13 protein-coding genes and 2 pseudogenes are annotated in these 14,481 nt (G+C 67.7%); 9 read left to right on the top strand and 6 right to left on the bottom strand.

Going from position 1 to position 14,481, the window contains the following annotated elements; all coding sequences use genetic code 11:
• Window positions 1-24: 24 nt before the first annotated feature.
• Together AWB95_RS01960 and AWB95_RS01955 are read left to right on the top strand one after the other, a co-directional pair.
• Window positions 25-717, top strand: coding sequence for an NUDIX hydrolase (locus AWB95_RS01960; protein ID WP_062541834.1), 693 nt, complete (start codon window positions 25-27; stop codon window positions 715-717).
• A 42-nt stretch (window positions 718-759) separates the two neighbouring features.
• A complete protein-coding gene (locus AWB95_RS01955; RefSeq protein ID WP_062541835.1) occupies window positions 760-2,097 on the top strand; it encodes a lipase family protein in 1,338 nt (445 codons plus the stop codon).
• Here the strand turns inward: AWB95_RS01955 and AWB95_RS01950 are convergent.
• The 3 genes from AWB95_RS01950 to bioB are packed head-to-tail and all read right to left on the bottom strand — an operon-like array spanning window position 2,063 to window position 3,961.
• The gene (locus AWB95_RS01950) at window positions 2,063-2,689 is read right to left on the bottom strand and encodes a DUF2567 domain-containing protein (protein ID WP_180276008.1); all 627 of its coding nucleotides are present in this window, start codon (window positions 2,687-2,689) and stop codon (window positions 2,063-2,065) included. The two genes, AWB95_RS01955 and AWB95_RS01950, sit on opposite strands and share 35 nt — an antisense overlap.
• Entirely contained in the window at window positions 2,686-2,913 is a 228-nt protein-coding gene (gene bsaP, locus AWB95_RS01945; protein ID WP_062538208.1) for a biotin synthase auxiliary protein BsaP, read from the bottom strand. Before bsaP ends, AWB95_RS01950 begins: the two co-directional genes overlap by 4 nt.
• A gap of 13 nt (window positions 2,914-2,926) precedes the next feature.
• A complete protein-coding gene (gene bioB / locus AWB95_RS01940) occupies window positions 2,927-3,961 on the bottom strand; it encodes a biotin synthase BioB (protein WP_062538207.1) in 1,035 nt (344 codons plus the stop codon).
• A gap of 43 nt (window positions 3,962-4,004) precedes the next feature.
• On the opposite strand from bioB, the gene AWB95_RS01935 reads away from it, so the two are divergent.
• The 7 genes and pseudogenes from AWB95_RS01935 to AWB95_RS01910 all read left to right on the top strand — a co-directional run bounded on the left by AWB95_RS01935 (window position 4,005) and on the right by AWB95_RS01910 (window position 12,143).
• Entirely contained in the window at window positions 4,005-4,622 is a 618-nt protein-coding gene (locus AWB95_RS01935; protein WP_062538206.1) for a TetR family transcriptional regulator, read from the top strand.
• Window positions 4,623-4,639: 17 nt separating this feature from the next.
• A complete protein-coding gene (locus tag AWB95_RS23180; RefSeq protein WP_169714622.1) occupies window positions 4,640-4,816 on the top strand; it encodes a hypothetical protein in 177 nt (58 codons plus the stop codon).
• Window positions 4,817-4,970: 154 nt separating this feature from the next.
• Complete coding sequence (locus AWB95_RS01930; RefSeq protein WP_062538209.1) at window positions 4,971-6,779, top strand: hypothetical protein; 1,809 nt, start codon at window positions 4,971-4,973, stop codon at window positions 6,777-6,779.
• A gap of 8 nt (window positions 6,780-6,787) precedes the next feature.
• A complete protein-coding gene (locus tag AWB95_RS01925; protein WP_062538205.1) occupies window positions 6,788-7,150 on the top strand; it encodes a cupredoxin domain-containing protein in 363 nt (120 codons plus the stop codon).
• Between the two features lie 46 nt (window positions 7,151-7,196).
• On the top strand, window positions 7,197-8,528 hold the full coding sequence (locus tag AWB95_RS01920) for a hypothetical protein (RefSeq protein ID WP_062538204.1): 1,332 nt from the start codon (window positions 7,197-7,199) through the stop codon (window positions 8,526-8,528).
• 51 nt (window positions 8,529-8,579) lie between these two features.
• A pseudogene (locus tag AWB95_RS01915) lies at window positions 8,580-10,753 on the top strand (adenylate/guanylate cyclase domain-containing protein).
• Window positions 10,750-12,143, top strand: a pseudogene (locus AWB95_RS01910) (mechanosensitive ion channel family protein). Before AWB95_RS01915 ends, AWB95_RS01910 begins: the two co-directional pseudogenes overlap by 4 nt.
• A 1-nt stretch (window position 12,144) precedes the next feature.
• Here the strand turns inward: AWB95_RS01910 and AWB95_RS01905 are convergent.
• The 3 genes from AWB95_RS01905 to AWB95_RS01895 are packed head-to-tail and all read right to left on the bottom strand — an operon-like array spanning window position 12,145 to window position 14,476.
• Entirely contained in the window at window positions 12,145-12,654 is a 510-nt protein-coding gene (locus AWB95_RS01905) for a 2'-5' RNA ligase family protein (protein WP_062538203.1), read from the bottom strand.
• Entirely contained in the window at window positions 12,654-13,334 is a 681-nt protein-coding gene (gene bioD, locus AWB95_RS01900) for a dethiobiotin synthase (protein ID WP_062538202.1), read from the bottom strand. The genes AWB95_RS01905 and bioD overlap by 1 nt, the downstream gene beginning before the upstream one ends.
• Window positions 13,331-14,476 carry an 8-amino-7-oxononanoate synthase gene (locus AWB95_RS01895; protein WP_085167520.1) on the bottom strand — a complete coding sequence of 382 codons (1,146 nt, stop codon included), beginning with the start codon at window positions 14,474-14,476 and terminating at the stop codon, window positions 13,331-13,333. Before AWB95_RS01895 ends, bioD begins: the two co-directional genes overlap by 4 nt.
• Window positions 14,477-14,481 lie beyond the last annotated feature (5 nt).

Raw genomic sequence — 14,481 nt, 5'->3', positions numbered from 1 at the left:
GGTTTTCGACTTACAATCGAAAACGTGATTCATGGTAGCACCGCTCACGAGGTGCTTGCCGTCGTGTTCCAAGTTCGCGAGCTTGAAAGCGGGAAACCGCAGCTCAGCGCGCTGCTGTGGCAGCGCGCACGCGATCCGTACCGCGGCGCGTGGTCGCTGCCCGGCGGACAGCTGCGCCACGACGAGGACATGACCACGTCGGTCCGACGGCAGCTCGCCGAAAAGGTGGACCTACGTGAGGTCGCTCACCTCGAGCAGCTCGCCGTGTTCTCCGACCCGGCGAGGGTGCCCGGCATCCGCACGATCGCCTCGACCTTCCTGGGCCTGGTGCCCTCCCCCGCCACCCCCGAGCTACCGCCCGACACCCGCTGGCATCCGGTGACCGCGCTGCCGGCAATGGCCTTCGACCACGGCCCGATGGTGGCCCACGCCCGGACCCGGCTGGTCGCCAAGATGTCTTACACCAACATCGGATTCGCGCTTGCACCAAGGGAATTCGCGGTCTCGACGCTGCGGGACATTTACAGCGCCGCGCTCGGCTACCAGGTCGACGCGACCAACCTGCAGCGGGTGCTGTCCCGCCGCCGCGTCATCACGCAGACCGGCACCATCGCGCAGTCCGGGCGCAGCGGCGGGCGCCCGGCGGCGCTGTACCGCTTCACCGACTCGCAGCTGCGGGTCACCGACGAGTTCGCCGCGCTGCGACCCCCCGGGTGAGTCGACTGGATTCTTAGGGCCTTCTTAAGTAACAATGCCCCGATGGACATTGCCAGCCTCGCGACGACCTCGACCGGCGCCGAATGGATCGGTCGCCCGCCTCACGAGGAACTGCAACGCAAGGCCCGTCCCGTCCTGCCGTCGGAGGACCCGTTCTACCAACCGCCGCCGGGATTCGAGCACGCCGTGCCGGGAACCGTGCTGCGGTCCCGCGACGTCGAGCTGGCGTATCTGGGCCTGATCCCCCAGCGCGTCACCGCGACCCAGCTGCTCTACCGCACGACGGACATGAACGGACAGCCCGAGGCGACGGTGACCACGGTGATCGTGCCGCCGGACGCGGACCTCAAGGCGTGCCCGCTGCTGTCGTACCAGTGCGCCATCGACGCCGTCGCGTCCCGCTGTTTCCCGTCGTACGCGCTGCGGCGCGGCGCAAAAGCCCTCGGCGCGTTGGCCCAGCTGGAGTTCCTGCTGATCAACGCCGCGCTCGCCGAAGGCTGGGCGGTCTCGGTGCCCGACCACGAAGGCCCGCAGGGCATCTGGGGCGCCCCGTACCAGCCGGGCTACTGCATCCTGGACGGCGTCCGGGCGGCCTTCAACTCCGAGCGCCTCGGGTTGTCTGCGTCATCGCCGGTCGGGCTGTGGGGCTATTCCGGCGGCGGGCTGGCCAGCGCCTGGGCCGCCGAGGTGTACGCCGACTACGCACCGGAGCTGAACATCGTCGGCGCGGTGCTCGGTTCACCTGTCGGCGACCTCGGCCACACCTTCCGCCGGCTCAACAGCAGCCTGTTCTCCGGGTTGCCGGCGCTGGTGGTGGCCGCCCTGGCGCACCTCTACCCCGACCTGGACCGGGTCATCAAGGAGCACACCAGCGACGAGGGCCGCGCCCTGCTGTGCGAGCTGGAGACCATGACGACGGCGGGCGCGGTGATCCGGATGGCCCGCAAAGACATGGGAGACTACCTCGACCGCCCGCTGGACGAAGTCCTGGCGATGCCCGAAGTCCAGTACGTCTTCGACAACATCAAGCTCGGCACCACCGTGCCGACACCGCCGGTGCTGATCGTGCAGGCGGTCCACGATTACCTGATCGCCGTCGAGGACATCGACGAGCTGGCCGACGCCTATTCGGCCGGCGGCGCCGACGTCACCTATCACCGCGACGCGTTCTGCGAGCACCTGCTGCTGCACCCGCTTTCGGCGCCGATGACGCTGCGCTGGCTGCATGACCGGTTCGCCGGGCGCCCGCCGAGCAGTCGTCGCGCCCGGACCAAATGGCCGACCATGTTCAATCCCGCGACCTACACCGGCATGGCCCGGCTGGCAGTGATCGCAGCGAAGGTGATCACCGGACGGACGGTGCACCGACGCCCGCTGTGACCGACTCCGGCGCGGGCGGTTCGACGGTCGGATGACCGCCGAGATCGTCGCGCGCCGTCGCCGCCGCCAGCACGGCGTAGATTAGCGCGGCGGTGGCGGTCGGCAGCAGCAGTGTGCAGGCGGCCTGCAGCGGCGCCTGACCGAAGAACACCGGCGGCGCCTGGGTGAAGTAGTAGACGCGGTTCTGCTCGCTCACCGGTGCCGCGTCGAAATCCATTGTGCCGTAATGCCAATGCACCAAGAGCGCGCCCACCGTAGCGGCGACGGACGCGGCGCCCACCATGCCGACGCAGACCCCGAACACCATGGCCGGCCCGCGGTGTGCGCGCCACTGCCACACCAAAACCGCCGCCACCACGGCAACGACATTCAGCAACCCCAGCATCAGGAAAGCGGCGACGAAGAAGTGCTCGGATTCGTTGCCGAGGTAGTCGTGCACGCGGTCGCCGTCGCGGGTCAGCGCCACCACGCCGTGCACCGCCGGGGCCAGCCACGCCCACAGCGCGCCCACCGGCACACCCGTGGCCACCAGGCCCGCGATCACCGCGATGGTCGCCCGTCCGCGCGAGTAGCGCGGGGTAGTCGTGGTCATCGCTGCGCCTCCAGGTCGGCCGAATCCACCCGCCCGTGCCGCGAACACTTCGCCCACCAGCCGTCCGGGCGGACTTGCACCACCATGCGGCGGCCGCATTCGGCGCAGAACCGCGGCGGCTCGAGACCCAACTGGGCGGCAGTCGGCGACGACGAGCCCGCCGGCGCGCCGGTGTAAACGTTGTACACACCGGCTCCGATCGGGGCCGGCAGCTCGGCGACCATCACACCAGTGTTTCTACAGGCTGGCGTTCAGTGCCTTGATCGGCATCTGCAGATCGTCGAGCAACTCCAGGTCAGCCTCGGCCGGGCGGCCCAGCGTGGTCAGGTAGTTGCCGACGATCACGGCGTTGATTCCGCCCAGGATGCCCTGCTTTGCGCCCAGGTCGCCGAGGGTGATCTCTCGGCCGCCGGCGAAGCGCAGCATGGTCCGCGGCAAGGCCAGCCGGAACGCGGCGACCGCCTTGAGCGCCTCGCTGGCTGGCAGCACCTCCAGATCACCGAACGGCGTGCCCGGGCGCGGGTTCAGGAAGTTCAACGGCACCTCGTCGGGATTGAGCTCAGCCAGGTTCGCCGCGAATTCGGCGCGCTGCTCGAGGGTTTCGCCCATGCCGAGGATGCCGCCACAGCACACCTCCATGCCGACGTCGCGCACCATCGACAACGTCTCCCAGCGCTCTTCCCAGGTGTGGGTGGTGACGACGTTGGGGAAGAACGAGCGGGCGGTCTCCAGGTTGTGGTTGTAGCGGTGCACACCCATCGCCGACAACCGCTCCACCTGCTCTTGGGTCAGCATTCCCAGCGAGCAGGCGATCTGGATGTCGACCTCGTCGCGGACCGCCTCGATGCCGGCCGCGACCTGGGCCAGCAACCGGTCGTCGGGTCCGCGCACCGCGGCCACGATGCAGAACTCGGTGGCGCCGGTCTTGGCGGTCTGCTTGGCCGCCTCCACCAGGCTCGGAATGTCCAGCCAGGCGCTGCGCACCGGCGACGCGAACAGCCCCGACTGCGAGCAGAAGTGGCAGTCCTCCGGACAACCGCCGGTCTTGAGGCTGATGATGCCCTCGACCTCGACCTCGGGTCCGCACCAGGCCATCCGCACCTCGTGGGCGAGTGCCAGCAGTTCCTCGAGGCGGTCGCCGGGCAGCTGCAGCACAGCCAGCACCTGGTCCTGGGTCAGTCCCTCGCCGCGCTCCAGGACTTGCCGACGAGCGACTGCGAGGATGTCCGTGCCGTCGGTGTCGGTGCCGGGCCGAGTCGCCGCCTGAGTCACGTGGTGCTCCCTTCTTGAACGGTGTTCAGGTTAGGGTAACGGCGTGCAACTGCACAAACCCGATGTCGTCGAAGCGGCGGCCGCGATCCTGGACCAGTACGGGATCGCCGATCTGACCATGCGCCGGCTGGCACGCGAACTCGGCATCACACCCGGCGCGCTGTACTGGCATTTCCCCAGCAAACAAGAGCTGCTCGGCGCCGTCGCCGACCGGGTATTGCAGTCGGCCGGCACCGGAACCGGGCCGGACGCCGCTTGGCCGCTGCGGGTGCGCACGATCTGCTCACGTCTGCGCGACGCCCTGCTCTCGCACACCGACGGAGCCGAGCTGGTCTCGGCGAGCTTCGCCGCCGGACAGTCCCGAGCAGTCACCCACATCCTGACGTCGCTGGCCGAGGCGGCCGCGGAAGCCGGGCTGCCCCCGGAACAGTCGGAGCTGGCAGCCCGCACCATCGTCTACTACGTACTGGGCGCCACCGTCGACGAGCAGTCCCGCATGCAGTGGGACGCGGCGGGCGCGATACCCGAAACGCAGTCGGTGATCGAGCTGTCCGCCGACCCCGGCAGCGGATTCCACTTCGGGCTGCAGTTGCTCATCGACGGCATAGCAGCCCAGTCCACCCACCCGCGTCAGCCGGGCGCAGTGCAGCTGTCGAGGTAGCTTGAGTGGTAGCGGACATGAACACACTCAGCACTGCACACGTCGACTATGTGGCGCACCACTATCTGCTGCTGGCGCTGCCAGCGTTCCTGCCCGCGGTGATCGTGGCCGCAGTCGTGCTCTACGTCGCGCTGCGGGACAGGCGCAGCGCCGCCCAGGGCGAGCGCACCCCGGTCGGCGACAAGCGGGATTGAGCGCTCCGCAACCAATTCCGCCGAAGTTTGAACTCGTTACCGATCGGCAACCTACGGTGAAGTAGGTTGACGCTCGCGATCGGATCTCCCGGCCCTGGAGGGGATAACTGTGGGACTAGCGGTTGTTGCGGAGGCGCCGGCGCGTGGTGCCGGGCTGAACCAGGTGATCGGCCTGTCGATCGCCGCAATGCTGATAGCGCTGCTCATGCTTTGGGTGGGCTACGCGCACCGCACCCGTCGCATCAGCTGGTTGGCCCGGATTGCGGATCGGTTGGCAGAGAAGTTCAACCGGCCGTCGTGGGTGGCGTTGCCGGTGTTGGTGTTCACCACGTCGATCATCTGTGCGCTGTTCGGGTTCATCTGGGATGTCAGCTGGCACATCGGCAATGGCCGCGATCCCGGTCCGCTGGCCAACCCCGCGCACTATTTCATCGTGATCGGTCTGTTCGGCATCTTTTTGGCCGGCGCGATCGCGGTCGTCGTGCCGTTCGACAAGCCGGGCCCGGCGGCGGTGCGCATCACCCGCGACTGGTACGCCCCGGTCGGTGGGGTGCTGATGGCCGGCTGCGGGCTGTATGCGCTGCTCGGTTTCCCGCTTGATGACATCTGGCATCGCATCTTCGGCCAAGACGTAACACTGTGGGGCCCAACCCATCTGATGATGATCGGCGGCGCCGGCTTCTCCCTGTTCGCGGTGCTGATGCTGGAGTACGAAGGCGGACGGGCGCTGCCGGACACACCTGCTGAAGGTACTTACGCGCGAGACGAGCGTCGGCTCATCAATTTCCTGCGGTATTTGTCATTCGGTGGGTTGTTGATCGGGATGTCGGTGTGGCAGATCGAGTTCGATTTCGGTGTGCCGCAGTTTCGGCTGGTGTTTCAGCCGATGCTGATCGCGGCGGCGGCCGCGGTGGGTACGGTGGCCGCGCGGTTGACCATGGGCCGCGGCGGCGCGATCATCGCCGCACTGTTCGCGATCGCCTTGCGCGGTGCGGTGGCACTGGTGGTCGGCCCGATCCTGGGCGCGCCGATCAACTGGTTTCCGCTGTATCTGGGCCCGGCAGTAGTCGTCGAATTGCTGGCCCTCACACCGCTTATCCGACGCCCGATCCTCTTCGGCGCCGTGGCTGGCTTGGCGGTGGGCACGATCGGGTTGTGGCTGGAGTCGCTGTGGATCGGCGCGGTGTATCACTACCCGTGGCCGGTCAGCCTGTGGGGCCAAGCGCTGACGATGGCGGCGCCGGCGGCGGTGCTGACCGGAACCTGCGGGGCCATGCTGGGCATGGTGCTGACCGGTCAACGCCTGCCCGGGCGTGGAATCGGCATCGCGGTGGTGGCGCTGACCGTGCTGGTGATCGGCGGTGCGGTGGCCAACGGACTACATATCCGGGTGCCCCAACACGACACGGCCACCATCACCTTGACCGACGTGCCCAGCCCGCCCGGACAACGCATGGTGGCCGCCGACGTGCAGATCAATCCGCCCACCCTCGTCAGCGACCACCCGGATTGGCTGACGATCTTGTCCTGGCAGGGGCGCATGCAACATCACCGCGGCCTGTACATCGACCGACTCGACAAAGTCGGGCCCGGGCACTACACCACCACCCAGCCCGTCCCGGTGTGGGGCAGCTGGAAAACCCTGCTGCGCATCCAAGACGGCTACACGATGACCGCAGTGCCGATCTACGCCCCGGCCGACGACGCCATCCCCGCGCCGGAGATTCCCGCGCTGGGCACCAGCACGCGGCCTTTCGTGCTCGAGGTGTCGATCCTGCAGCGCGAACGCGACCCCAACGTGCCGGCGTGGCTGTTCACCGCCGGCGGCATCGTGGTGCTGATCTTCACGCTGATGGTCATCTCGGCGCTGACCTGGGGCGCCGGGCGGATCAACGCCGCCGACACCGCCCCCACCCAACCCGAAGAAGCAGCAGCCGACCGGTCCCCACCGCAAGCGGCGTGACGGGGCCGATGAGCGCTCGCAGTGCGCTGATCACGGTTGCTGCGATGTTGATCTGCGGTCTTGTCGGCTGCGGCGGTTCGCCGGGCAAGGACTCGTCGACGAAGGCGCTCGTCGTCGACGTCACCATCGCGCATGGTCAGGTCAGCCCGGCTAATGCCACGCTGCAGGCCAAAGTTCACCAGCCGATCACGTTCCGGGTCACCAGCGACGCCGCCGACGAGCTGCACGTCCACTCGGTGCCGGACCACGAGTTCCAGGTCGCGGCCGCGCCCAACCAGACGTTCCAGTTCAGCGTCGACGTCCCGGGCAACGTCGACGTCGAACTGCATCACCTGGACCGGACGGTCGCGACCATCCAAGTGCGGCCGTGACGCGCGCCGGCGACGATGCAGAGCGAAGCGATGAGGAGGAGCGGCCGTGACGTCGGTTCTGGCGCACGGCCTGGGCGGCTCGAGCGACCTTCCGGTCCCCTACGCGTACGCGATGGTCGGCGCCGCCTGGGCGTTGACGTTCACCTTCGCGTTGGTCGCTTTCGCCTGGCGCAAGCCGAGATTCGATCCGGACAAGCCTGGACACCCGTTGCCGGAAGTGGTCACCGCGCTGGTGGACGCCCGGGTGACGCGCGCGACGGTGGCCGTGGCGGCGCTGCTGTTCACCGCGTGGGTGGTGATGGCCGGGCTGTGGGGCCCGCAAACCCCGAACAACGCGCTGCTCGGGGTGTTCTACGTGCTGCTGTGGGTCGGCCTGGTGGCGGTTTCGCTGCTGTTCGGTCCGGTGTGGCGAGTGATCTCGCCGGTGCGCACGCTGTATCTACTGCTGCGGCGCGTCACACCGGAACGGCTCGGCCGACCGCGGCTGTCCTATCCCGAAAGCTGGGGTTATCGACCCGCCGCAGCGGGGTTGTTCGCGTTCGTGTGGATGGAATTGGCCAGCCCCAACCCGGCGTCGCTGCCGTGGATCAGGTGGTGGGTGCTGACCTACGCCGTGGTGTTGCTGGGCGGGGCCTGGCTGTGCGGCCAGCGCTGGCTGGCCCGGGTCGACCCGTTCGGGGTGTACAGCATGGCGGTGTCGCGGCTTTCGCCGTTTCGCCGAAACACCGTCTCGGGGCAGATAGTGATCGGCAACCCGTTCGACCATCTGCCGTCGCTGCCGGTCCGCCCGGGCGTAGTCGCGATCGTGGCGGTGCTGCTGGGGTCGACGGCATTCGACAGCTACTCGGCGTCGCCGACCTGGCGCAATTTTGCCGACCGGCTCGCGCCGACCCTGCCGTCGCCGGCGCTGCGAACCATCGGGCTTCTGGTGTTTATTTCCGTTGTGGCGCTGACGTTTTCGTTCGCCGCGAGGGCAACCGGCGGGGTGGACCGCGAGCAGCGTCGCGCCCTGCCCGGGCAGATGGCGCACTCGTTGATCCCGATCGTGGTGGGCTACATCTTTGCCCACTACCTGTCCTACCTCGTGGAGCGCGGCCAGCAGGCCGTCTTCGCGCTGGCCGATCCGCTCGGCTGGGGCTGGAACCTGTTGGGGCTGGCCCATTTACACGTGGCGTATGTGCTGTCGATGCATCCCTCGGTGCTGGCCGCGGTCAAGGTGACCTGTGTGGTGACCGGCCACATCGTGGCGGTGATCGCGGCCCATGACAAAGCGCTGCGGTTGCTGCCGGCCGGCCATCAGCTCACCGGCCAGCTCACCATGATGCTGGTCATGGTTGGCTACACATTCACCGGTTTGTATCTGCTGTTCGGCGGGTAGGCGAGCCTGCGTAGCCGCTGGTGCACTGGACCGGGGGCGAAAGGAAGCGAATTGACGTCGCGGCACTCGACCGACCCGGTCCCCCGGAGCAAAAGATACCGGCCTACAAACGCAAGCGTCGCCCGCGCGCTATCTCGGATCAGCATTCAGTCCAAGGTCATGTGATGCTGCTGCTGTCCAGCCTGACATCATTGGGCGTGATCGGCGTCGTCGAATACGTCGCCGCCCGTAACGCGCTGCTGCCCGCCGCTTCCGAGCGGATGACGCAGATGCGCGAGTCGCAAAAGCGGGCGGTGGAGACGCTGTTCTCCGACCTGTCCAATTCGGTGGTCATTTACAGCCGCGGGTCGACCGCAATGGAGGCGGTCCAGGCGTTCACCGCCGGCTTCGATTAACTGTCCAACGCGACGGTCGACCCCGGACAGCAACAGGCACTGGTGAACTATTACACCGACAAAGTGATCAAACCCGTCGAACGCTACACCGGCACCAAGCTGGACCTCAACGCCCTACTGCCCAGCAGCAATTCGCAGAAATATCTGCAGGCCCACTACACCGTCGCGCCGGCGTCGTCCGCGCCCGGCGACGCCGGCGACGGCAGCGCTTGGTCGGCAGCGAATGCCCGCTTCAACGATTACTTCCGAGAGATTGCGGTGCGCTTCGAATATCGCGACGCATTGCTGCTCGACACCCGCGGCAACGTGGTTTACAGCGTGCGGAAAAGCCCCTCGCTCGGCACCAACATCCTCACCGGCCCGTATCGGCAATCGAACCTGCGTGGCGCCTATGAGAAGGCAATGGCCGCGAACTCCACAGATTTCGTCTGGATCACCGATTTTCAGCCGTATCAGCCTCAACTCGGCGCGCCCATCGCGTGTTTGGTTGCGCCGATCGGCCCACCCGGTAAAGCGGCGGGAGTGCTGGCGCTGCCGTTGCCGATCGCCAAGGTCAATCGCATCATGACGGCCGACAGGCAATGGAAGGCCGCCGGTATGGGCCGGACCGCCGAAACTTATCTCGCCGGCCCCGACAACGCGATGCGGTCCGATTCGCGGCTATTCCTCGAAGACCCCCAGCGATACAAGAGTGACGTGGTATCGACAGGGACCCGACCCGATATTGCCGACAAAGCGATCAGGTGGGGTGGCACCACACTGGTGCAGCCCGTCGCGACAGCAGCTGTGAGCGCCGCGCAACGCGGCCAGACCGGAACCGTTATCGACACCAGCTATCTCGGCCGCCGGGAATTGGTGGCCTACGCTCCGCTGGCCGTGCCGAATTCCGATCTGCATTGGTCGATCCTGGCGACCAGGGAAACCGCCGAGGCCGACGCCAGGATAGTGGCGCTGACGCGAACACTGGTGGTGACGACTACGGCAATGGTTTTCGTCGTCTGTGTGGCAGCATTACTGGTCGCCCAGATATTCGTGCGGCCCATTCGACGGCTCCAAGCCGGCACGCAGGAGATCAGCGCCGGGAACTACGACGTCACGATCCCAGTGACCTCACGCGATGAAATCGGTGAACTCACTGGCGCTTTCAATGAGATGAGCCGGAATTTGCAGCTCAAAGAAGACCTGCTGACCGAACAGCGAAAGGAGAATGACCGCCTGCTGGGGTCATTGATGCCCGAGCCGGTCGCGCAGCGTTACCGCGAGGGCGAACAGATTGCTCAAGAACACCAAGACGTCACCGTCATCTTCGCCGACATCATCGGCCTGGACGATATATCCAACCGGCTATCGGGCCACGAACTGGTGGGGATCGTCGACGAGCTCATCCAGGAGCTCGATTCCGCCGCGGAAGCACTTGGTATCGAGCCGATTCGCACGTTGCACAACGGTTACCTCGCCAGCTGTGCGCTGAACGTCCCCCGCCTCGACAGCATCCACCGCACCGTCGAGTTCGCCGTCGAAATGCAAGGAATCGTCCGGCGTTTCAACAGTCGAACGGGCTACCATCTGGCCCTCCGAGCCGGTATCAACAGCGGCAACGTCATCAGCGGACTGGTTGGACGATCCAGCATGGTTTACGACATGTGGGGGGCGGCGGTCAACCTGGCATACCAGATGCGCAGCGGCACAACGCAATCCGGGCAGTCGGGAATCTATGTCACCGCAGACGTGTACGAGGCGACGCGCGACATCCGCCAGTTCGTGCCGGCAGGCACCATCACCGTCGGCGACGCCGAACAGCAGATCTGGCGATTGTCGGAGGAACAGTGAACAGCATTGGCTCGTCAACGCTTTACTGGGCCGCGAGCGTCGTGTTCGGCTTGCCGCTGCTGCTGATCGGCCTTACCGAGTGGCATCAGAGCCTTACCCGCAAGAACAGTCATCTCGCCCGGCCCGTCATGCTGCTCCGCACTTATCTTGTCCCGTTGGGTGCGCTTTTGGTGCTGCTCGTGCAGGTGGCGAAGATGCCCGCTCAGTTCACGTCGGTACGTGTCCTTGCGACGGTGTTCGGCTTTGTGGTGCTTGTGCTGTTGCTGTCCGGGCTGAATGCAACGGTGTTCGAGGGCGCACCGCAGGGGTCCTGGCGCCAGCGAATCCCCGGCATCTTCCTCGACGTGACCCGGTTCTTGCTGATCGGCGCGGGCCTGGCGGTCATCTTGTCCTATGTCTGGGGCGTGCGGGTCGGCGGCCTTTTCACCGCGTTGGGTGTGACTTCGGTGGTTATCGGCCTGATGCTGCAAAATTCCGTCGGGCAGATCGTCTCGGGCCTGTTCATGTTGTTCGAGCAGCCGTTCCGGATCGGCGACTGGCTGGCCACCCCGGCCGCCCGAGGGCAAATTGTGGAGGCCAACTGGCGTTCGGTCCACATCCAGACGGGCCGCGGACTGCAGATCACCCCGAACTCGGTGCTCGCCACCACCTCGTTCACCAATCTCAGCCGTCCCCCCGGCGGACACCACTTGGTGATCACGACCACGTTTTCCGAAGCCGACCCGCCTGACCGGGTGTGCGCGCTGCTGACCCGGGTCGCGACCGCTTTGCCGCAGCGCAGAACCGAGGTCGTCGCGACGGCGACGCCCGTCGGCGGCACCGAGTATCGCGTCACCATCGGGTTGAAGTCGCCGGCGGACGACTCCGCCGCACAGGCCACGTTTTTGCGTTGGCTCTGGTATGGCGCACGGCGTGAAGGCCTTCATCTCGACGGCGCCGAAGACGACATTTCGACGACCGAGCGCATCGAACAAGCGCTGCGAATGGTTGCGGGTCGGTATTGCGGCTCAGCCAAACGGATCAGCAGGCGCTGCGGTCGCACGCGAAAATCGTCCGCTACGGGGAGAGCGAGATCGTCGAGCAGGCCGGCCGCGTGCCCGACAAGATGACCTTCTTGATCGCCGGGAGCGTCCGGTTGACCGCGGTCGCCCAGGACGGGTCGGTTGTCGTGGTCGGCACCCTGGATGATGGCTCGTTCCTCGGCGTGACCGCGCTGACCCGCCAACCCAACCTGGCCGATGCGTATGCCGCGGCGGAAGTGACGGCGCTCGAAATCGACCGCGATCACCTCGTCGAGTTGGTGATGCACAAACCGCTGCTGCTGCAGGACCTTTGTCGCACGATCGATGAGCGCCGCGCCTGGGTACAACAGGCGCGAGTGCCCGCTTAGCTTAGCCGATCGGGTGTTCGGCGCGCTTGTTGCCGTCCCAGCGGCGCAGCGCGACGAAGCGGCCGTCGAGCTGCGCCGGGCGCCCCGCGATGCGCAACGCCCCGGCCAGTTGATGTCCGCCGACCCGGCGCGCCAGCGTGGTGTGCGCGGTCCACTGCCCGGGCAGGCAATTGGGCATGGGCGCCGGTGTCATGTGCGGAAGGCAGCGCCGGTAGACCTCCGCATGCAGTGCCAGCAGGTCGGCCGTCGGAACGACGAGCCGCGTCAGAATCGCAGCCCTCTTGCCGAACAGCAGCGACGCCCCCACGGTGCACGGGAGCGGTAGCCGCTGCGCGACGGGCGCCAACAGCGCGTCGACGTCTGGCGCGATGTGGTCGGCCACCACCAGCGTCACGTGCGGGCGCGACGCCGGTGCCTGGCTGGGGATCCCGGCGGCGGCCAGGCTTTCCCAGATCCGGCGGATGGCCGTCTCGCTGTCGGGGTCAAAGACCAGCTCGATCGAATGAACCATCAGCCGACCAATGCGCTCACCCAGTCAGGGTCGAAAGCCTGCGCGCTCATTGCGGAGAATTCCGCAGGCGTCATTGATCCGGCCCCCTCCGGCAGCGCGGCCCGCACCGGCGCGAGCCGCTCCAGCGCGCAGCGGTTGGTTGTTTCTACCTCCCCCGGTTGCCGCGGCCAGCTGCCGATCACTAGCCCCGCGCACGAAAGCTGTTGCGCACTAAGCGCTTCCAATGTGAGCGCGGTATGGTTGAGGGTGCCGAGCTCAGTGGTCGCCACCACCAGCACCGCTGCGCACAGGCCAACGGCGATGTCGCGCAAGGTGATTTGGTCCCGCGCCAGCTCGACCAGTAACCCGCCCGCACCCTCGACCAGGGTCAACCGGCCCGCCCGGTCGACGCCGCGGATCGCGCCCAGTATGTCGTCGCGGGTGGGCAGACTCCTCCCGGCCAGCTCGGCGGCGGCCACCGGCGCCAGCGGTTGCGGATAGCGCGCCAACCCAACCACTTTGGTGACCCCCGACAACCGGGCCACGTCGGCTAGGTCGTCGTCACCGGTGTCGGTGCCGGTCTGCACCGGTTTGCACACCGCGACGTCAAGGCCGGCCTGGCGGGCATGGCAGGCCAGCGCCGCGGTGGCGACCGTCTTGCCGACGCCCGTTCCGGTGCCGGTGACGACCAGGACCGTCAACGACCTGACAGCACGTCGGTCAGCACTTTGCGGGCCAGGTCGAGCTCTTCGGCGTCCAGCGACGCCCGCGCGGTCAGCCGCAGCCGCGAGGTGCCCGCAGGTACCGTCGGGGGCCGGAAACACCCGACCCGAACCCCCGCCTCCAGGCAAGCGGTCGCGGCGGCCAGCGCCACCTCGGGGTCCCCCAAAATCACCGAGACGACGGCCGACTCCGGGACCTCGGGGACGTCGCAGATCTGCGCCAGCGTGCGCGCGTGCTGCAGCACCGCCTTCGGCCGCCACGGCTCGGCGGCCAGCACCCGCAGCGCCGCCAGCGCCGCGCCCACCGCCGCCGGCGCCAGACCGGTGTCGAAGATGAACGGCCGGGCGGCGTCGATCAGGTGGTCGCGTACGGCGGTCGAGCCGAGCACCGCCCCGCCCTGGCTGCCGAGCGCCTTGGACAGCGTCGTCGTCATCACCACGTCCGGCGCGCCGGCCAGCCCGAGCTCGTGCAGCAGCCCACGACCGTCGCCGCTGCGCACCCCGAGGCCGTGCGCCTCGTCGACGATCAGCAGCGCGCGGTGTCGCCGGCACGCCCCGTGCAGCTCCCGCAACGGTGCCAGCGCGCCGTCGGTGGAGAACACCGAGTCGGTGACGACGACGGCGCGCTCCTCGTCGCGCGCCGCCAACGCCGCGTCGACGGCGTCGACGTCGCGGTGCGGGGTCACCACCACCCGCGCCCGCGACAGCCGGCACGCGTCGACCAGCGACGCGTGCGAGTAGGCGTCCGATACCAGCAGCGAACCCGGGCCGGACAGCCCGACCACCGCGCCGAGGTTGGCGGTGTATCCCGAGGAGAACACCAAACCCGCTGCGGCGCCGACGAATTCGGCGAGCGAAGTCTCGAATTCCTGGTGCAGTTCGGTGTCACCGGTGACCAGCCGCGACCCGGTGGCGCCGGTCCCCCAGGTGCGCAGCGCGTCGACGCCGCCCTCGATGACGGCGGGATGCTGCGAGAGACCTAGGTAGTCGTTGGACGCCAGGTCCAGCTCAGTGGCCACCGGCGGGCGCGGCCGCAACGAGCGCCGCAATCCGGCCGCGCGGCGCTGCTGTTCCACCGCCTCCAGCCAGGCCAGCGGCGACGTGTCGATCGGTGCTTCCATCGGCG

This window comes from Mycobacterium celatum (assembly GCF_002101595.1).
Lineage (GTDB): Bacteria > Actinomycetota > Actinomycetes > Mycobacteriales > Mycobacteriaceae > Mycobacterium > Mycobacterium celatum.
Note: the sequence above shows the minus strand (reverse complement) of the source record. Positions and strands in the feature narration are given on the sequence as shown.